The sequence below is a fragment of the Nonomuraea sp. NPDC050536 genome (genome assembly GCF_044457685.1).
In the GTDB taxonomy this organism is placed as follows: domain Bacteria; phylum Actinomycetota; class Actinomycetes; order Streptosporangiales; family Streptosporangiaceae; genus Nonomuraea.
This window is the reverse complement of record NZ_JBITHD010000010.1, coordinates 340,241-358,876: the sequence shown is the minus strand read 5'-3', so window position 1 is coordinate 358,876 and position 18,636 is coordinate 340,241. Positions and strand designations below refer to the sequence as shown.

Sequence of the window (18,636 nt, the reverse complement as noted above, 5' to 3'; positions counted from 1 at the left end):
TGCCCTCCAGCATCGCCGGGCCGGGCGGGCAGAGGTTAGAGGCTTTGGTCCCTGGTTCGCAGCCGGGCGGCCAGCGCGGCGGCCTGGGTGCGGCGTTGCATGTTGAGTTTGGCCAGCTCAGGTCGTCGTCATGCACTCTCGCGAGATCGCGCCACCTGCTTGGTGTCGAGCTGCTCCCACGCGACCAGCGACAGCAGTTCCCTGTCGTCGTCGGCCAGGAGCCTGAAGGCCCGGCTGAGCTGGGTGTACTCGTCCGTCAGCCACCCGGCGCGACCGCAGGGTTGAGGAGTCCGGCTAGCTGGGCGGTCCACGTCACCGGGACGTCGGCGTAGGCATGGACCTGCCGTAACGGGTAAGAGGACGCAGGTCGGAGCGATGTGGAAGCGGGGGGTGGCGATGGGCCTGACGTTCGGGGTGGAGGAGGAGTTCCTGCTCGCCGACGCGGTCTCGGGGCAGGCCGTCTCGCGCGCCGGGACGATTCTGGAGCGGGTCGGCGAGCACCCGTACGGCGGGGCCTTTCAGGCCGAGCTCTTCCAGACGCAGGTGGAGGTCGCCACCGGCGTCTGCGACACGCTCGGCCGGCTACGGCGCCAGATCGAGGCCGGCCGCGCGGCGCTGGCCGCCGCCGCCAGGCGCGAGGGGCTGCGGGTGCTGTCGGTGGGCACCCCCATCGTGGCCGGTCCCGCGCCCGTGCTCACGCCGGGCGAGCGCTTCGAGCGCATCATGCTCATGCACGCGGGCGCGGTTGCCGAATACCAGGCGTGCGGGTTGCACGTCCACGTCGGCGTGGCGGACCGCGAGCAGGCCGTGGTCGTGCTCAACCACCTGCGGCCCTGGCTGCCGGTCCTGCTCGCGCTGTCGGCGAACTCGCCGCTGCATCATGGCCGCGACACCGGGTTCGCCAGCTGGCGGTCGGTCGAGCAGTCCCGCTTCCCCAGCTCGGGCGTGCCGCCCAGGTTCTCCTCGCCGGCCGACTACGCGCGCAGGCTCGGGTGGCTGGTCGAGAGCGGGCTCCTGGTCGACAAGAGGATGACGTTCTGGCTGGCGCGTCACTCCGAACGCTGGCCGACCGTGGAGATCCGCGCCGCCGACGCCGCGCTGACCGTGGACGACGCGGTGCTCCAGGCCGCGCTCACCCGCGCCCTGGTCCGCACCGCCCTGGCGGACGCCGCGGCGGGGAAGGAACCGCCCGAGGCGGAGATCGCGGCGTGCGCCACGGCTGTGTGGAACGCCGCCAGGCACGGGCTCGACGGCCCGGGCGTGGACGCGTCGCGGCTGCGCGTCGTGCCCGGAGCTCACCTGCTGCGCAGGCTGGTCGAGTACGTCACTCCGGCCCTCGACGACCTCGGCGACCTGCCCGAGGTGGTCAGGCTGCTCGCGCGGGTGGCGCGCCACGGCACGGGAGCGGTACGGCAGCGCCGCGCCGCCCGCCACGGGATGCCCGCGGTCGTGGACCTGCTCAGCGTGTCGAACGCAAGGGGGAAGACATGATCGGCAAAGGTCCCGCGCTGCCCAGGCCGCGCGGTCCCGTCTGCGAGGCGCTGGTCGCGGCGCTGCCTCGGCGGCATGCTCGGCTGCCCCGGGTGGGCGCGCTGGACCCCTTCGGGGAGGATCTGCAGCTCGCCCTCTATCTCTGCTACGAGTTGCACTACCGGGGGTTCGCGGGGGTGCCGGACGGGTGGGAGTGGGATCCGGAGCTGCTGCGGCTTCGCCGTACGCTCGAGGAGATCTTCCTGTCGGCGCTGCGGGCGGAGGTGGCGGGCGGGGACGACGTGGCAGGGGTGCTGGAGGACGAGCTGGTCGAGCGCGTCGACGCGGAGGGCGTCTCGCACCATTTGCGCGACAGGGGCGAGCTGTGGCAGCTGCGGGAGTACGTGATGCATCGCTCGGTCTATCACCTGAAGGAGGCCGATCCGCACGCTTGGGTGATTCCACGGCTGACCGGGCGGGCCAAGGCGGCGCTGGTAGCCGTGGAGTTCGACGAGTTCGGCGGCGGGCGCGCGGAGCGGATGCACTCGCGGCTGTTCGCGGACCTGATGGAGGAGCTCGGCCTCGACTCCTCCTACGGCGCCTACGTCGACGTCGTCCCGGCGCAGATGCTGGCGATCGTCAACATGATGTCGCTGTTCGGGCTCCACCGCGGACTGCGAGGGGCGCTGGTCGGGCATTTCGCCGCCGCGGAGATCACCACCGCGCCCAGCGCGCAGCGCATGACCTGCGCTCTGGAACGGCTGGGCGTCGGCCCCCGCGGCACGCTCTTCTTCACCGAGCACATCGAGGCCGACGCCGTGCACGAGCAGGTGCTGCGGCGCGAGGTCATCGGCGACCTCCTGCGGGCCGAGCCCGGGCTGGCGGCGGACGTCGTCTTCGGCGTCCAGGCCACTGACCTGCTGGAACAGCGGCTGGGCGACCATCTGCTCGTGTGCTGGAAATCGTGTGTACCGTCCGTTTCGGGGTAGCCGGTCGGCATGTTGCTGCTGAGACCCGCGGGGGTGTACCGGCCGCAGGCCGACACCGGCCTCCTGCTGGAGGCCCTGGCCCGCGACCACCTCCCGCCGGGGGCCAGGGTGCTCGATCTGTGCACCGGCACCGGGCTCGTCGCGCTGGTCGCGGCGCGCGGCGCCGTCAGCCAGGTGACCGCGGTGGACATGTCCCGGCGCGCGGTGCTCGCGGCGCGGTTCAACGCCCTGGTACGCGGGCTTCGCGTGCGGGTGATCCGGGGAGACCTGTTCGCCCCGCTCCAAGGAGAGAGCTTCGACGTGATCCTCGCCAATCCGCCCTACGTGGCAGGCCCTGCCCGGAACACGGCACTGGCCTGGGACGCGGGGATCGACGGGCGGCGGGTCCTTGACCCGATCTGCGTCCAGGCGCCCGCGTACCTTTCGCCCGGAGGCACGCTCCTGATCGTCCAGTCGGCGCTGAGCGGCGTGGCGGCCTCGCTGCGCCAGTTGCGTACGGCGGGGCTCGACGCGCGCGTGGTCACGCGGCGGTGGGAACCCTTCGGCCCCGTCATGCGGGACCGCGCGTCATGGTTGGAGGCTCGCGGGCTGATCCGTCCCGGGCAACGTCATGAGGAACTGGTGGTGATCCGTGCGAGACGACGCGACGCCGTCGCCGGGCGACGCGCGGCCTAGGCGGGTGATCCTCGGGGACGGGCCCATCCTGATCGAGGGGCCCGTGGAGATCGTGCTGAGCGACGGTGAGATAGTACGGTCCGACCGCTTCCTGGTGGCCCTGTGTACGTGCAGGCGCAGCGGGCGCTATCCGTTCTGCGATACCAGTCACCGCAGGTCACGGCCCCGCCGGGGATCACGGTCAGGAGAAGGGTGAGGCACGGTTGTCGTGTCCCCACCCTGAGCCTGTTACCTGCTGTAATTCTTCCCGAGGGGCCTACCGGGGATCGGCTTCGCGATGAGGGCGACGGGGATGAAGAAGCAGATCTGGCCGATCGCCAGGGTGAGCGTCCAGAGCGCCTTGTCGTCGTAGTGGGCGGATGCCTTGGCGCACAGCTCGTCGGGGACGCGCTCCCCGAACGGGTTCGGGGTGAGGACGGCCTCCACGAGCTCCAGCGCGACCCGTTCGGCGTCGGTGAAGTAGGGGGCGTCCTGCCAAGACGCCACTGCGGTGATGCGCTCCTCTGTTTCCCCGGCCTTGCGCAGCAGGCCCGTTTGCCGGACGGTGTGGTATGTGCTGCCGGCGATCTGCCCGGCGCGCAGCTGCACCAGGCTGATCGTGGTCTGCGGAATCGCACCGTTCCGGGTGGCCTTGGACATCGCGCCGGCGATCGTTGCCACCTCGTCGAAGAACTGGGCGGGGTCGGGCAGACGCGACTGGAGATCGTCCTGCTCGGTCGTCGTGGGCGTGGACATGGAGAGGTCTTCCCTTCGCTGGGCTGGATGGTGTCTCAGTTGTCCGACGACGCAACCGCTGGGACTGTGAGGCGACGCTCGGTGGTCACGTGAGTGCGGCCGGCCCAGATCCGGCCGAGCTGAAGGACGCTCGTGCCGAACATCAGCACGCCCAAGGGGACATGCAGGGTCTTCACATGCGCGATGCCCAGCGCTATCTGCGCCAGCGCGAGCCCGAAGAACACGGCCGCGTACAGGATGGGCCTGGGCGAGCCGCCGCCCGGCCGCCAGACCAAGATCGCGACGATCACGTGCACCAGCGTCACGACGAACACCCCGTACCCCCCGGCACTATGCAGAGCCCCACGCTCGGGTGAGGACAACATCAGCCCCGCGGTGATCGCCTGGACGAAGACGGCCAAGGTCTGCAGGGTGATCGCGATGCGCAAGAACATGAGGTTGCCCTGCTTTGTCGTCGTCGGCGTTGACATGGTGAGGTCTTCCCTTCGCGGTAGTTTTGCGACGTCTCAGTAGTCCGACGACACAGCCCTGGGGAATGTGAGGCGACGTGCCGACCTCACAGTTCGGTGCGCTGTCTCGTCGATCTGGTGAGGGCACATGCGACAAGGGAAAGTCGGCGACACTATGAGCACCCCATCCGATCCGGGCCTGAGCGCGATCATGAGCGAGCGGCGTCAGCTGATCAATCTCGCGTACCGGCTCCTCGGCTCCTTGGCCGAGGCCGAGGATGTCGTCCAAGAGACGTACGCCCGCTGGTACGCCATGTCCCGGCCGCAGCAGGAAGCCATCGAATCGCCCGGCGCCTGGCTGACGACGGTCGCCAGTCGCATCTGCCTGGACCTGCTCGGCTCGGCACGGGCCCGGCGCGAGCGCTACGTGGGCGAATGGATCCCGGAGCCGCTGCCCGAGCGTACGGAGTGGATCAACGGACGGTCGGCTGTCGACCCGGCCGACCGGGTCACCCTCGACGAGTCGATCAACATGGCCTTCCTCGTCGTGCTCGAATCGATGACCCCGGCCGAGCGCGTCGCGTTCATCCTGCACGACGTCTTCCGCTACTCCTTCGCCGAAGTGGCCGAGATCGTCGGCCGTACGCCGGCGGCATGTCGCCAGCTGGCCACCTCGGCACGCCGTCGCATCCGTGCCTCGCAGGCTCCCGCGACCTCGACGGCCCAGCGGGCCGGCATCGTCAGAGACTTCAAGCAGGCGTGGGAGGCCAGGGACATCGACGCCCTCATCGGCCTCCTCGACCCCGACGCCACGGTGATCGCCGACGGCGGCGGCCTGGCACGCACCGCGCTCCGCCCGATCGAAGGCGGCGAGCAGGTCGCGCGCTACGCCATCGATCTCGCCCGCAGGGTGCCCGAGATGACGATCCTGGAGCGTACGGTCAACGGCCAGCCCGGCCTGGTGGCCCAGCAGGACGGCGTCACCGTGGCGGTGATGGCGTTCGACGTCGCGGGCGACCGGATCAAGCACATCTGGGCAGTACGCAACCCCGACAAGCTCCGGCCGTGGACGGTGGCGCCACAGCACTAGGACAGCAGCGCGAGCAGGACTCAACCGACGATCGGGCCGACCCACACCCAAGGAACTCGGCATCAGGCATCCCGCTGAGCCTCCCCGGAGGATCGTCAGGGGCTCGTCGGGTGGAGGTTGCCTCAGTCGTCCTGGCGAAAGATGATCGCGGTGCCCAGAGCAGCGTCGGCGGGCACGAACATCTCTCCGGGACCAGTTCGGGTGACCGGGATGTCGTTGCCGCGCAGGAGCCGCTCGGTGGCGGCGATGTCGCGTACCGACACCGTGTAGGCCACGAACGCCGGCAGGGCCGCCGGACGCTCACCGGGCAGCAGGCCGGCGAGTGCCGATGCGGACACGACGGTGACGTTCGCCCGGTCGAAGCGCGCCCTGCCAGGCGCCACCTCGCCGTCCCGCGCCTGGCCGAAGTAAGTACCGTAGCGCTGCTCCAGCTCGGGCAATGCCGAGTCGGCAACGCACAGCACGCATTCGACCAGGCCGGTCGCACCATTGGGATGGTCGGTGTGCCGCTGGTCCTCAAGCGCCTCGACCGGCGTGTTCTCGGCGAACCCGATCCTGCCTTCTGGCACGCGTCCCGCAGGCAGATCGGGATCGGAGATCTCAAGGTAGCGAGCGGGCTCCATCCTGGTCCCTGTGCTGGTCTCAACGGGCCGCTGGATCGCGTGCACGCCGCCGTGGCAGACACCGCCGGCCGTCAGCCGCGCGGCGGCGCTGTCGATGTCCGGCGTATTGGCGATCATGATGTGGAGCCCCTGGAAACGCTGGAGAAAGGACGTGATGTTCGCGGCGGTGGCGCGGATGGCGGCCACCAGCCCCGGCAGCTTGTCGTCGGGCACCTGCAGCGGGATCGGGCGAGCGTCGCCGGGCATGCTGCCGGTCTCGTGGATGACGGCCACCAACTCGACGAAGTTGCCGGGAAAGTAGACGTGGGTGTTGGCCACCCCGAAGGGCTCGGCAGGGCCTCCCGCCACACGCGGAAGAACGGGATAGGCAGGTGCCGGCACCGTGAAGCCCAGCTGGCGATACCGCTCCATCGCCTGGTCCATGTCCAGCACGATGTGGCCCACATGATGCAGTCCGTTGATGTCGTCGCCCATGACGGGCCACCTCCGTTGTCATAGGTGAAGCGCTCAGATGTCGCGTGCAGGCGCCGCCAGGGACCTGCACGCTGCTCTTGGCCAGGTCCCAGGAAGACGCTCTTGCGAACCGCAGCTGTCAGGCTTCTCCGCCATACTTGAGAGACTACTCGTGATTGAGAGTGCACTCTCATTTGGGGCCTGCGATGAGTTCGCCGCGGGGCACGCGCGGGAGGTGCAGGGCTCGCACTCACCCCCTGAGCAGGTCTCCTCACCGCTCATGGGCAGAGGCCCCTACGACCTACGCCAACACAGGCGTCACTCGGCGTCCCAACGGCGCGGGAACGGCACGCAGAGGCGGATATCTGCCTACCAAGGCACTACTGCTCGCGGCGCCGACTCGCGATGTGGACGGTGATGTCGGCGGTGATCTCGACCGTCGCAGGTAGAACCTGCATGATCCGACTGAACACCTGCTCTTGCTCCAAGGTCGGCAACATGAGATAAGCCGAGACAGTCGACAGATAGCCGATGTAGTCGCGAGCACTCATCGTCAAGCGTCGCTCGACCACGGACTGCCGAACATCAGCGAACCATTCAGATCGCTGGAGCTGCGTACCCGGCCACTGCATGTCATGCTCCGGAGGCGTCCCATCAGGAGACGGAATCTCGTCGCTGGCCAAGAACGGTGACCGTACCGCGCGAACAGCTTCCTCCACAGCCGGGTCAGCCAGCTGGACCGGCCCGCCGAACGAGGCGAACACGCCACCCGGCTCCAGTAGCGCGGCCATGCGTGACCACCGATCCTCCGGGTTCGTCCAATGCAACGCTGCTGCCGCATAGACCAGGCCGTACTTCTCGCCCGGTCGCAAGTCCTCGAACGCGGCTTGCACGGTTCTGACGTTTGCCGACACGTGCTTGCGCAGCTCGGCGAGCATGGCCCCGTCAGGCTCGGTCGCGGTGACCATGACGCCTCGTTGAGCGAACAGGCGGGTTGCTTTGCCTGTCCCAGCGCCAATTTCCAGGGCAGTCCGAACCGGCTGAGCCGTGTACGCCATCACCACGTTGAAAAGCTCCACGGGATACCCCGGACGGAACCGTTCGTATGCTTCCGCGATCGCTCCGAAGCTCAGTGCGCGACTAGACATGCCGAGCATCCTGACATGAGCCGCGCCGTCAACGCTTGATCTTTTCGGGGGGCATGCTCGCCGAGCAGGCAACGCCTTGGCCGACCTCGTCCCCGACGGGATCGTCGACCGGTTGTGCCTGCTCGGCCCGGCGTCCGCGCATGTGGACAGGCCACGCCGAGCTCAGCGAGCTCGGCGTGGCCCGGTTCGTGCTCTACCTGGTGCACGACCGTAAGGCGTACGGCCTGCGTTGCTCGGCCCCGTCTACTGAGCCGCCCCGGCCTGCCCGCCGCAGAACACCGCCTTGACGAGGCTGTCCAATGCCTTCGGGAACACCACTGCCTGGTCGATTGCGGCGTCCCCCATGGTCACCGAGGCGGTCAGGGTCTTACTGCCGTCGGGCGTGCTGTACATCAGCGACCCGTAGCCCCCAGGAGGGCTGCCGTCGTGGTTGAGGATGATGCCGACGCAGTCCGGGCCCGTGTCCAGCACGTACAGACCTAGGCCGTAGCGGCCGAAGAGGCCGCCGCTCCTCGGGTCCGGCTTGCGCATCTCGGCCAGCAGGTTGGCGGGCAGGAGCTTGCCGCCATTCAGCGCGGAGAAGAACGTCTGGAGATCCTGGGTGGTCGAGATCAGGTCACCGGCGCCGGCCAGCAGGGACAGGTTCTGGCGGGTGACGTCGACCACCTTCCACTGGTCGGCGTCCTGGTAGCGGTAGTAGCCATGGGCGTGCGGTCCGGGGAGCTGCGTCCGGGCGCCCGGCACCAGGGTGCCCCGCAGCCCGAGCGGCCCCAGGATCCGCCGCTGCAGCTCCTCGGCGTACGAGCGGCCGGTGACCTTCTCGATCAGCAGCAGGGCCAGCGTGTAGTTGGTGTTGGCGTAGCTCCAGTCCGTCCCCGGCGCGAACTTCGCCGGCTTGGACAACGCCAGCCGTACCAGCTCCTCGGGCTGGTAGGTGTGGAACCGGTTGTCCACCCACTCTTTGCCCGTGGCGGGGATCCCCGGCACGTACGTCCCGTCTTTGTAGTACTCGCCGGTGTAATTGAACAACCCGCTGGTGTGCTGCAGCATCATCCGCACGGTGATCCGCCGGTCCAGCCCGAGCTCGGGCAGGTAGTCGGCCACCGGGCTGTCCAGCCCGATCTTGCCCTCGGCCACCAGCTGCAGCACCAGGGTCGCGGTGAAGGTCTTGGTAGTGCTGCCGATCCAGAAGCGCCCGTTCGTCGGCGGCTTCGCGGTCCGGCCCAGCTTGCGCACCCCGGCGCTGCCGACCCAGTCGCCCCGCTCATCGTGCACGCGCATCTGCAGCCCGGCGTAACCGGCATCGACGAACGCCTGGATAGCGTTCTGCAGCTCCGGGCGATCCTGCCCGGCAGCCGCCTTCGACACGGCCACGCTGCTGTCCGCGGTGGCCACCCCGGGGGTGGTGACCCCAGCCAGCAGTGCGGCCGCCAGCGCCGCGACCGCCACTCGCCGGAAGGCCTTGCCGAGGATGACCGGGCGCTGGTGCACGCCGTAGATGCGCGCCCTGGTCGCTGGTGGTGATGAGGTTTTCATGGTTCCTCGTCTCTGGTGCCGCGCTCAGGCGAAGAGCTCGCCGAGCAACTTGGGGTCGATGGGGACGGGGCGGTACTGCGTGCCCGTCAGCCAGGCGCGCTTGCGGACGTCATGCCTCGTGACAAGCGGTGGCTGCGCGGGTCGTGATCTCGTCAAGCGGCGTCGAGGGCTTCGGTGATCTTGCGGATCATGTCGGCCAGGGTGGGGCTGGGCCGGCCCTGGTGGGTCCGGGCGGCTGCTTCGACGGCGACGAGGACGGTGCCGCGGAAGTTGTCGGCCTCTGCCGGAGCCTGCTCCTTGAGCAGGCTCATGGCTGCCGTCAGGGCCGGCAGCACGCGGTCGGCGATTTCAGCTACGGACTTGCCGTTCAGGTCCGCGACCTTTGGAGACTTGGCGAGCACGTGCCCGACCAGGCCGGTCGCGGAGCCCAGAGCGATGCTGCCGTCGGTGGCGATCCTGTGGGGCGAGCCGGCGGCACCGGCGGCGGACATCAGCGTGACGGCGCCGTAGGCGGCGGTCCGCAGGGTGAGCTGGTCCTGGTCGGTAAGGGTGATGGACATGGTTGGGTGCTCCTCGATCTGTTACGGGCCTACCGGGACGCGGGCTCGGCGTCAGTCGTCGATTGCCTGGTAGGCCGTGGATAGCCAGTGCCGGTGTGCTGTTTGTCCGGGCCGGCGGTGACCACCAGGAATGGCCGAAGGGAAACGTGGCCGTGCCGTGTCTAGGCGCGAACCGCCCAGTCCACGACGTCGCGGATCGCCTGGACCACGGCATCGGGGCGCTTGAAGATGATGTCGGTGTGACCGGCGTCGGAGATGATGCGTTGTTCCCCGTGCGAGACCGCGCTCACCACGGCCTCGTCCAACCTCCTCTTGCCCTCGTGCACCTCTCGCAGCGTCTGCTCCGACATCAGCGCCTGCTGGGAGGGGTCGATGCCCTCCGCGGTGATGGCGACCACCGGGACATCGGGAATGTCGGGTCCGGCCCGCAGTTCGTCGGCGACTACGACCATCTTGCCGCGCTCGGCGAAGCCGACCTGGAGCCATTCGTCACTCAGATGGGCGTCGATCAGCGGCTGCCGCACATGCTCCGGGTAGTCCGCCAACAGCTCGGCGATCATCTCGCGCATGGCCGGGCGCATCTGCTGGATCAGCTCCAGATCAGGTGCCATCTGCTCGCCCGCCGCCAGACTCGCCCTAGCGGGCAGGAAGTCGTCCCAGTCGCGGTGGAAGGCGTCCACCCAGACCAGCCCGGCCACGTCCTGCGGGTACAGCTGCGCGAACCGGTGCGCGTAGGCACCGCCGAGGGAGTGCGCCACCAGGACGTACGGCCCGGCGATGTCCTGAGCGCGCAGGAGCTCGTGCAGTTCCGTGGCGACCGCGGCGGCGGTGCGCGGCAGCGGCATCGGGTCGCTGTAGCCGGTGCCGCCCCGGTCGTACACCACGGCGGTGGTGAACTGCGAAACCTGTTGCTGGACAAGGAAGTAGTCCAGACCGGCCGCGCTGGCACCCGGCAGGAAGACGACGGCCGGTCCGCCGCTGCCTGACCGATGCACGAAAAGGCGGCGGCCGTGGATCTCCTGGAACCCTCCGATCGGCGGCGCGAGCCGAGCCGAGGAAGTGCTGCTGTTCGTCATGCCGCGCATGCCCTTCGCAGTCGCTGACCCGTTGATGACGTCCACCATCGCCGACCGCTCTGACACCGGGCCGTTGCCGTCCTGATACGGCCGCTGACACGACACCGCAGGGTCGACGGCGCGCGCTCAGCTGAGTCGAGGACGTCCGTGAGGGGTTCAGTGACGGGCTGGAGCGGCGAGGGTCACGTGCCGACTCCCAGCAGCCGAGGTCGCCGCTTCTCGGCCGGGAGTTCAGGTCGAGGCGTAGCGGGCGGACGTGGAGCCAGAACAGCGGGTCGAGCGGTGTGAGCAGGGCGGCCCACATCCTCGGGCCTCGAACGCCCAGCCGCCATCGGCTGCGAACTCGCCGGACTTGTCAAGCCCGGGCGGGGGGTGCGTCGTCGGGGTCGCCCTTGACGATGGCGGCGAGATACGCCATGCCGGCTGCCGCGATCGCCGAGTGAATGGCAATCATGACGTTGGACAGCTTGGTCCCTTCCACGGCCAGCGCGATCTTCCCCATAGGATTGACGTAGCTGGCGACGGTCAAACCGAGCATGATGACGAACTCGGCGTAGGACACGGCCAATGCGATGTCGTGGAGGCGGTTCTGCGCCTTCACGAGATCCTGTAGCGCGTTTGCCTGTGCCACCGCCTCATCGGCCAGACGGTACCCGGCGGTAAAGAAGTCACGTAGCTTCTTGTCGGCGGGGGGCAGCGCCTCGCTCTCCCACACGTCGGCGAGCGCCTTCCGGTGGCTCACGCTGTTGGCGCCGAAGATTTCATCGAGATCGTCGGCGATCCTGCTCCAACGGTCGATCGCCGTGTCGAGGGCGTAGTCGTCAGGGATAGCGGTGGCGAGCGAGAGCGCGAAGCCCAGCAGCGCGGAGCCGCTGAGCTTGCTGGCGCCCGCGATGACGGCGTTGGAGCGCGCGCTCAGCTTCGCCGCTTTGGAGAGCTCCCGCTCAGCCTGTTCGACGCCGATGTTCCACCGTCGGGCTGACTCAAGATTCCTGCGTGCGGCTCTCAGGGCGTTGTCGCGTTTCGAGTACGGCTGGCTGTCGGGATGCAACCCCACGATGGCGCCCGGGAGCCCCGCTCCGCCGAGGAGCCCAATGCTCCGGAAATCCGCGAGGTGGTGCGGTGAGAACATGTCGTCGAGGATCCCCGGCTCACTCCAACCCCCCCGCCAGTGATCCTTGACCCGGGAGTCGTATGACTGACTCCCAAGGCCTTTGATCAGGGTCTTGAGGTTGGCGTCCTCGGTCTTCACGTAGCCGTTCGCCGTGGTCACAAGATCACCGGCCAGCTTCTCCAGGTGGGTGATGCGGTCGCCCACCTTGCCGCCGAACCCGTCCACGACGAAGCCGTAACGCAAAGCAGCGGGTACGCCGACCACGCCCAGCGCGTACCACGAGAGCCCGGCCTCGGGAACCTTTTCCTTGAGCAGTCCGAGCTGCTCGAGAACCGGATCAAGATCGGCTGCGACACGCTTGATCCCATGCGCGCTTACGTTCAGATATGTCGGCTCGGCCACAAGTCGATCATTTCATGATCAGTCGGTGTTGCGCAGGTGGTGCGGGCTCCGCCCACCTATCAGGGGGCAGGCCTACCCTGGTGGCCTTGCGCCCGATGCGGAAGTCTGGTCTCCCAGCCCTTACGGCCCCGTCATGTTCATGACGTGACACACCGCTCGCCTCAGTCCCGATGGCGTCGTATCCGAGCTTGTGGACGGCATCCGCGACGATGATCTACCGGCTCAGCTGCTGAGACGCAGGTCATGCAACTTGGCCTCGCGCATGCCTTGGGTGTATTTAAAGTCGTGCAACTGGCGCAAAAAGCGGGGGTCCGTGAACCGACGTAAGCGGGGCGCCCGGCAGGGTCAGAACACAGGGCTGGTCGGGCGGGAACCGGAGCGCGCTCTCCTCGATCAGACGATCGCGGCCGTCCGCATGGGCGAGAGCCGCGTGCTCGTCGTGCACGGGACGCCGGGAGTCGGGAAGACAACGCTGCTGGAGTACGCGGCGAACTCGGCGACGGGCATGCGGGCGCTACGTGCGGCCGGCGTCGAGTCCGAGATGGAACTGGCTTTCGCCACCTTGCACCAGTTGTGCGCACCGCTGCTGGATCAGCTGGAGAACCTTCCCGCACCGCAGCGCGAGGCCCTCGAGACGGTCTTCGGGATACGAGGGGGAACGCCGCCTGAGCGCTTCCTGGTCGCGCTGGCCGTACTGAGCCTGCTGTCTGACGCTTCGGAGAACGGCCCCCTGCTCTGCGTGGTCGACGACGCACAGTGGATGGACCGGGCCTCGGCGCAGGTTCTCGGCTTCGTCGCCCGCCGGCTGCTCGCGGAGTCTGTCGCCCTCGTCTTCGGATCTCGCGAGCGGTCCCAGGACCTGCTCGGACTGCCGGAGCTCGAGGTCACAGGCCTGACGGCGGATGACGCGCACGCCCTGCTGAGCTCGGTGACGCACGTCCAGATCGATCAGCACGTCCGCGACCGGTTCGTGGCCGAGACCAGGGGAAACCCGCTGGCCCTGCTCGAGCTGCCGCGTGATCTGACAGGCGGGTTCGGCCTCCTGGACGCCGAGACGCTGCCTGGCCGGATCGAGCAGAGCTTCCTGGACAGGATCGAGGGCCTGCCTGCGCAGACCCGGCTGCTCCTGCTGGTCGCCGCGGCCGAGCCGGTCGGCGACCCCTCGCTGGTGTGGCATGCCGCCGAACGGCTCGGCGTCACCCCTGCGACGGTCCTGTCGAGTGGGACGGACGGGCTGCTGGAGTTCGGCGTGCGGGTGATCTTCCGTCACCCGCTCGTACGGTCGGCCGTGTACGGCTCGGCGAAGGAGGAGGATCGGCGGGCTGCCCATCTCGCGCTGGCGGAGGCCACCGACGCGGAGGCCGATCCGGACCGCCGTGCATGGCATCTCGCGTCCGCTGCGGCCGCGCCGGACGAGAGCGTCGCCGCCGAGCTGGAACGGTCTGCCGCCCGGGCGCAGGCACGCGGCGGGCTGGCGGCCGCGGCGGCGTTCCTGCGGCGATCCGTGGCTCTGACCATCGACACCTCACAGCGTGCCGAGCGTGCCCTGATGGCGGCCGACGCCAGCCTCAGGGCGGGCGACATCGAGGCTGCGCGCCAGTTCGCCGACATCGCCGACCGGGATGCCCAGAGCGAGTTCCAGCGCGTGCGAGCGCACCTGACGCGCGGTCACATCACGTTCGCGGCCGGCTTCGACAACAAGGCACCGCTGATGCTGCTGGAAGCCGCGCGGCGGCTGGAGCCGTTCGACCTGGATCTGGCGCGGGAGACGTACCTCGTCGCCTGGGGCTCCGCGTCGTTCGGGGCGGCGAACCACGACAGTCTCTTGGCCATCTCCCAGGCGATCAGGGAACTCCCCGCGCCCGAGGGCGGCCCGCGGCTCCTGGACCTCGTGCTCGAGGGCTTCGCCCTGCTCATCACCGAGGGCAGGAGCGCCGCGCTTCCCACGCTGCGCAGGGCGCAGGCCGCGCTCACCGACTGTCCCGTGCGGGATCTCCTGAAATGGGGGTGGGCGGCCTTCGGTGTGAGCCCGCTCGTCTGGGACGACCGGGTCATGCCCGAGACCCGCGCCAGGGCACTGGACGAGGTGCGCAGGTCCGGTGCCGTGTCCGACCTTCCCGTCTATCTCCACTCGCTGGGGATACCGACCGTGCTGAGCGGGGACCTCGCCGCCGCGGCCGTGCTCGTGGCAGAAGCGGAAGCCGCCGCCGACGCGACGGGCGTGCCCATGGCGCAGCACACCCAGCTCCTGCTCACGGCGATGCAGGGCAAGGAGGCCGAGGCCATGGAGCTGATCGAGGCCACGATCGAGGAGGCCGGCGCCAGCGGTCAGCTGAACGGTGCCGCCTCCGCCCACTGGGCGGCAGCGATCCTCTACAACGGCCTCGCCCGCTACGGGCTCGCGCTCCCGGCGGCCCATGCCGGCAGCGAGAGCGCCAACCTGGTCGTCTCCCAGTGGGCGCTGCCCGAGCTCGTCGAGGCGGCGGCGCGCGCCGGGGACGACGCGGCCGCCCGCGGGGCGCTCGAAGGCCTGGTGGACGCGGCGGAACCCTGTGACACGGACTGGGCACGAGGGATCCTGGCTCGTTGCCGCGCTCTGTTGACCGACGCCGCCGCCGCGGACGGGCTCTACCGCGAGGCGATCGAACGGCTGGGCCGTACACTCCTGCGCCCCGAGCTGGCACGCGCTCACCTGCTGTATGGCGAGTGGTTGCGCAGGGAACGGCAGCGGGCCGAGGCGCGGGTTCACCTTCGGACCGCGTACGAGATGTTCGTGTCGATCGGGATGGAGGCGTTCGCCGAGCGTGCCCGCCGCGAGCTTCTCGCCACGGGCGACAGTGTCCGCGAGCGCAAGAGTTCCTCGATCAGCGGCGAGCTGACCGCGCAGGAGAAGCAGATCGCCCTGCTCGTGCGAGACGGCCTGTCCAACCCCGAAGTCGCCGCCCGGCTCTTCCTGAGCCCGCGCACGGTCGAGTGGCACCTCCGCAAGATCTTCACCAAGCTCGGGATCAGCTCCAGGAAGCAGCTCGGCGAGGTCCTGTCCGGCGCCGAGGCGTAGCCCCGACCCCGGGGGGTACTCCCTGGCCCCGGGTGACCAGTGAGACACCCTGGTTCGGACCGGGGGTTGACTGCGCGAGTCTCATCAGGTCGGCAATTCGGCCGGATGGAATGAGGCAGCCATGCATGATCTTCCGCTGGTCGGCGCCGTCGCGCTCGTCACCGGCGCGAGCAGCGGAATCGGCGCCGCGACCGCATGCCGCCTCGCCCGCGAGGGCGCGGCGGTCGCCCTCGTAGCCCGCCGCCGCGACCGCCTGGACCGGGTCGCGGGCGACATCGCGATGCTGGGCGGTGAGGCGGTCGGGTTGGAGGCCGACATCACCGAACCCGAGCGCGCCGAGGACGTGGTGCAGGACACGCTGGATCGGTTCGGGCGGCTGGACATCCTGGTCAACAACGCCGGGATCATGCTGCTCAACTCGGCGCTGCACACCACCGTTCAGGAGTGGGATCGGATGATCTCGCTCAATGTGGCAGGGCTGTTGCACGTCACGCACGCCGCCATCCCGCACCTGATCTACGCGGCGTCGACATCCCCCCGGCAGGTGGCGGACCTGGTGAACGTCAGCTCGACGGCCGGGCGGGTCGCCCGGCCGGGGAGCAGCGTCTACGGCCTGACCAAGTCCGGCGTGAACGCGTTCACCGAGTCGCTTCGCCAGGAACTGCTCGGCGAGCGCGTCCGGGTCAGCGTGGTGGAGCCCGGGGCCGTGGACACCGAGCTGGTGGACCACCTGAGCGACACCGTCCGGGACGCGGCCCGCCGGCGGATCGACGGAATCGAAGCACTGCAGCCGGAGGACGTCGCGGACGCCATCGGCTACATCGTCACGCGAGACCGAAGGGTCGCCGTTAACGAGTTGCTGGTCCGCGCCGGCGACCAAACCTGGTAACCCGAGGAGGACGGATGGTCAGCGCGTTCGGCCCGCTCCTGCGCAGGTTGCGGCAGGAATCGGGGTTGACGATCGAGGAGCTTTCGCACGCCTCGGGCGTGAGCGTGCGGGCGATCGGTGACATGGAGCGAGGCGTCAGCCGCGGCCCGCAACGGCGCACGGTGCAGGCGCTGGCCGAGGCGTTGCGGCTGGATGAGGGGCAGCGGGCGGAGCTGACCGAGGCCGCACGGGTGGGGCGGCCGCGGCTGAGCGGCCCGGTCACCGGTGCGTGCGAACTGCCGCGCGGTACCGGGGATTTCGTCGGCCGCCTGCGGGAGCTCGATCTGCTGCGCGACCTCACCGAGCAGGCGGAGACCGGGGAAACCGCGGTGGTGGCCACCATCTCCGGTAACGCCGGGACCGGGAAGACGGCCCTGGCCGTCCACGCCACCCGGCACTTGGGGGAGGCGTTTCCTCACGGCTGCTTCTACGTGGACCTGCGCGGCATGGACAGCGTCCCGCTGACGCCTGGGACCGCCCTGTCGCGGCTGCTGAAGGCGCTGGGTGTGGTCGAGCAAGGGATCCCGCGCGATGAGGAGGAGCGGGCGGGGCTCTACCGGTCGGTGCTGGGTCAGCGCCGGTGCCTGATCGTGCTGGACAATGCCGCGGACGAGGCGCAGGTACGGCCGCTGCTGCCGGCGCGCGGGCCGGGGATGACGATCGTCACCAGCAGGCGTTCGCTGGCCGGGCTGGAGGGTGTGCGGCAGATCCCGCTGGACCAGCTGTCCAGCGAGGAGGCGGCCGGGCTGCTGCGGTCGATCGTCGGGGAGGAGCGTGCCGCGGCGGATTCCAGTGGCGTGGCCGAGCTGGCCAGGCTGTGCGGGAACCTGCCGCTGGCGATGCGGATCGCCGGCAACCGGCTGCAGAGCAGGCCGGGATGGACGATCAGCCAGTTGGCGGACCGGCTGGGCGATGAGGAGCGCAGGTTGGCGGCCCTGGCGGTGGGCGACCTGGCCGTGGCCGCCGCGTTCACGCTGTCCTATCAGCAGCTGTCCGGTACGGCGCGCTGCGGCTTCCGGCGGCTGGCGTTGGCGGCCGCGCCCGACTTCGGGGTGGCGATGGTCGCGGTGCTGGCCCAGGTGGACCTGATCGAGGCCGAGGACGCGCTGGAGGAGCTGGCCGAGCTGGGCCTGCTGAGCTCGCCGTACGCCGGCCGTTATGTCTTCCACGACCTGGTCAGGTTGTACGCCCGCACCCGGTTGTCGCAGGAGGAGCCGATCGAGGCGCAGGAGCGGGCCAGGCGGCGGATGGAATCGTGGTTGCTGGAGGTCGCAGTGGTGGCCGGCCGCTGGTTCGAGCCCGAGTACGGCGCGCCGCCCCCTGACTGGCGGTCCCTGGTCCCGCTGGGCAGCCAGGAGGAGGCGAGCGACTGGCTGCAGGCGGAGGGCACGGCCTGGCTGGAGGCGCTGCGTTCGGCGGCCCAGCGTGGCGAGCACGCGACGGTGGTGGAGGTGGCCGAGTCGATGCACTGGTTCTCCGACCAGTGGATGCGGTGGGGCTACTGGCGCGAGGTGTTCGAGTTGTCGTCGAGCGCGGCGCGGGCCATGGGCGACCGTCTCCAGGAGGCCGTGCACCTGAACTACCTGTCCTGGGCGCTGGCCGTGTGCGAGGGCCGTGTCGAGGAGGCGGAGGCGGCCGCGCTGCGCGCGCTGGAGTTGGCCCGCGACGTCGGCGACATACGCCAGCAGGGGTGGGCGCTGGTGTACGCCGCCTGGGCGATCTGGCGTACCCCGGGAAGCCTGGAGCGGGAACTCGACTACACCAGCCGCGGCGCCGAACTCCTCCTGCAGGCCGGAGACCTCGAGAGCTATCCCCAGGCGGAGACGAGCTACATCACCGCCCTGCGGAGGGCGGGCCGGATCTCGGAATCCTTGGCCCGCAATCTCGCACTGGTGAGGAAGCTGCGTGACCCTTCGTACGGCGGTTCCCCCGCCATCTCCAGTTACTCTCTCGGGATCGCCTTGGACGATCTCGGCGGCGCCTACGCCGAGCTCGAGCGCTGGGAGGAGGCGATCGACGCCTACCAGCAGGCGATGCCCGCACTGCGCGCGCACCCGATCGGCCGGGCGCTGGGCGGCACCCAGGCCAGGCTCGGACTCGTCTTGTGGCATGCGGGACGGGTCGAGGAGGCCAGGGAGGCGTACGGGGAGGCGCTGCGGCAGCTCGAGCGGTCCGGTGACGCGGAGAGGGCGGCGGAGGTGCGCGCGCAATTCGAGAAGCTGGTGTCTACCGTGCCTGATCCGTTGGGCGGCCGAGCTGCCGATCGCCGGCTATGACAAGACAGCCCTCCCGGCTTGTGACAACCACCGCGACGATCTGTCACAGATCGC

The 18,636-nt window shown here is 69.6% G+C and carries 17 protein-coding genes; 8 read left to right on the top strand and 9 right to left on the bottom strand.

The window, feature by feature from the left end; translation table 11 throughout:
• Nucleotides 1-128: 128 nt before the first annotated feature.
• Entirely contained in the window at nucleotides 129-311 is a 183-nt protein-coding gene (locus ACIBHX_RS28110) for a hypothetical protein (protein ID WP_397070265.1), read from the bottom strand.
• 64 nt (nucleotides 312-375) lie between these two features.
• Between ACIBHX_RS28110 and ACIBHX_RS28105 the strand changes: the two genes are divergently transcribed.
• From ACIBHX_RS28105 to ACIBHX_RS28090, 4 genes are read left to right on the top strand one after another with little or no spacing between them, the layout of a single operon-like run.
• Nucleotides 376-1,491 carry a glutamate--cysteine ligase gene (locus ACIBHX_RS28105; RefSeq protein WP_397070264.1) on the top strand — a complete coding sequence of 372 codons (1,116 nt, stop codon included), beginning with the start codon at nucleotides 376-378 and terminating at the stop codon, nucleotides 1,489-1,491.
• Nucleotides 1,488-2,459 carry an iron-containing redox enzyme family protein gene (locus tag ACIBHX_RS28100; RefSeq protein WP_397070263.1) on the top strand — a complete coding sequence of 324 codons (972 nt, stop codon included), beginning with the start codon at nucleotides 1,488-1,490 and terminating at the stop codon, nucleotides 2,457-2,459. Before ACIBHX_RS28105 ends, ACIBHX_RS28100 begins: the two co-directional genes overlap by 4 nt.
• 9 nt (nucleotides 2,460-2,468) lie before the next feature.
• The gene (locus ACIBHX_RS28095; protein WP_397070262.1) at nucleotides 2,469-3,134 is read left to right on the top strand and encodes a HemK2/MTQ2 family protein methyltransferase; all 666 of its coding nucleotides are present in this window, start codon (nucleotides 2,469-2,471) and stop codon (nucleotides 3,132-3,134) included.
• On the top strand, nucleotides 3,091-3,330 hold the full coding sequence (locus tag ACIBHX_RS28090; RefSeq protein WP_397070261.1) for a CDGSH iron-sulfur domain-containing protein: 240 nt from the start codon (nucleotides 3,091-3,093) through the stop codon (nucleotides 3,328-3,330). Before ACIBHX_RS28095 ends, ACIBHX_RS28090 begins: the two co-directional genes overlap by 44 nt.
• Before the next feature lie 32 nt (nucleotides 3,331-3,362).
• Here the strand turns inward: ACIBHX_RS28090 and ACIBHX_RS28085 are convergent, their stop codons facing one another.
• Together ACIBHX_RS28085 and ACIBHX_RS28080 are read right to left on the bottom strand one after the other, a co-directional pair.
• On the bottom strand, nucleotides 3,363-3,869 hold the full coding sequence (locus ACIBHX_RS28085) for a carboxymuconolactone decarboxylase family protein (RefSeq protein ID WP_397070260.1): 507 nt from the start codon (nucleotides 3,867-3,869) through the stop codon (nucleotides 3,363-3,365).
• 35 nt (nucleotides 3,870-3,904) lie between these two features.
• Nucleotides 3,905-4,339 carry a hypothetical protein gene (locus ACIBHX_RS28080; protein ID WP_397070259.1) on the bottom strand — a complete coding sequence of 145 codons (435 nt, stop codon included), beginning with the start codon at nucleotides 4,337-4,339 and terminating at the stop codon, nucleotides 3,905-3,907.
• A gap of 154 nt (nucleotides 4,340-4,493) precedes the next feature.
• Between ACIBHX_RS28080 and sigJ the strand changes: the two genes are divergently transcribed.
• The gene (gene sigJ / locus ACIBHX_RS28075; RefSeq protein WP_397070258.1) at nucleotides 4,494-5,408 is read left to right on the top strand and encodes an RNA polymerase sigma factor SigJ; all 915 of its coding nucleotides are present in this window, start codon (nucleotides 4,494-4,496) and stop codon (nucleotides 5,406-5,408) included.
• 122 nt (nucleotides 5,409-5,530) lie between these two features.
• Here sigJ and ACIBHX_RS28070 read toward each other — a convergent pair whose 3' ends face one another.
• The 6 genes from ACIBHX_RS28070 to ACIBHX_RS28045 form a co-directional block, all read right to left on the bottom strand.
• Nucleotides 5,531-6,505 (bottom strand): VOC family protein, encoded by a 975-nt coding sequence (locus tag ACIBHX_RS28070; protein WP_397070257.1) that lies wholly within the window; start codon nucleotides 6,503-6,505, stop codon nucleotides 5,531-5,533.
• A 359-nt stretch (nucleotides 6,506-6,864) separates the two neighbouring features.
• Nucleotides 6,865-7,632, bottom strand: a complete 768-nt coding sequence (locus ACIBHX_RS28065; protein WP_397070256.1) for a class I SAM-dependent methyltransferase — start codon at nucleotides 7,630-7,632, stop codon at nucleotides 6,865-6,867.
• Between the two features lie 243 nt (nucleotides 7,633-7,875).
• The gene (locus ACIBHX_RS28060; RefSeq protein ID WP_397070255.1) at nucleotides 7,876-9,168 is read right to left on the bottom strand and encodes a serine hydrolase domain-containing protein; all 1,293 of its coding nucleotides are present in this window, start codon (nucleotides 9,166-9,168) and stop codon (nucleotides 7,876-7,878) included.
• 152 nt (nucleotides 9,169-9,320) lie between these two features.
• Nucleotides 9,321-9,728, bottom strand: coding sequence for a hypothetical protein (locus tag ACIBHX_RS28055; RefSeq protein ID WP_397070254.1), 408 nt, complete (start codon nucleotides 9,726-9,728; stop codon nucleotides 9,321-9,323).
• A gap of 161 nt (nucleotides 9,729-9,889) precedes the next feature.
• Nucleotides 9,890-10,804: an alpha/beta fold hydrolase gene (locus ACIBHX_RS28050; RefSeq protein ID WP_397070253.1), complete on the bottom strand. Its 915-nt coding sequence runs from the start codon at nucleotides 10,802-10,804 to the stop codon at nucleotides 9,890-9,892.
• Nucleotides 10,805-11,159: 355 nt separating this feature from the next.
• The gene (locus ACIBHX_RS28045; protein WP_397070252.1) at nucleotides 11,160-12,320 is read right to left on the bottom strand and encodes a hypothetical protein; all 1,161 of its coding nucleotides are present in this window, start codon (nucleotides 12,318-12,320) and stop codon (nucleotides 11,160-11,162) included.
• Between the two features lie 313 nt (nucleotides 12,321-12,633).
• Between ACIBHX_RS28045 and ACIBHX_RS28040 the strand changes: the two genes are divergently transcribed.
• The 3 genes from ACIBHX_RS28040 to ACIBHX_RS28030 all read left to right on the top strand — a co-directional run bounded on the left by ACIBHX_RS28040 (nucleotide 12,634) and on the right by ACIBHX_RS28030 (nucleotide 18,582).
• Complete coding sequence (locus ACIBHX_RS28040; RefSeq protein WP_397070251.1) at nucleotides 12,634-15,378, top strand: AAA family ATPase; 2,745 nt, start codon at nucleotides 12,634-12,636, stop codon at nucleotides 15,376-15,378.
• Between the two features lie 121 nt (nucleotides 15,379-15,499).
• On the top strand, nucleotides 15,500-16,267 hold the full coding sequence (locus ACIBHX_RS28035) for an SDR family NAD(P)-dependent oxidoreductase (RefSeq protein WP_397070250.1): 768 nt from the start codon (nucleotides 15,500-15,502) through the stop codon (nucleotides 16,265-16,267).
• Between the two features lie 14 nt (nucleotides 16,268-16,281).
• Nucleotides 16,282-18,582, top strand: coding sequence for a helix-turn-helix domain-containing protein (locus ACIBHX_RS28030; protein ID WP_397070249.1), 2,301 nt, complete (start codon nucleotides 16,282-16,284; stop codon nucleotides 18,580-18,582).
• Nucleotides 18,583-18,636: the final 54 nt, after the last annotated feature.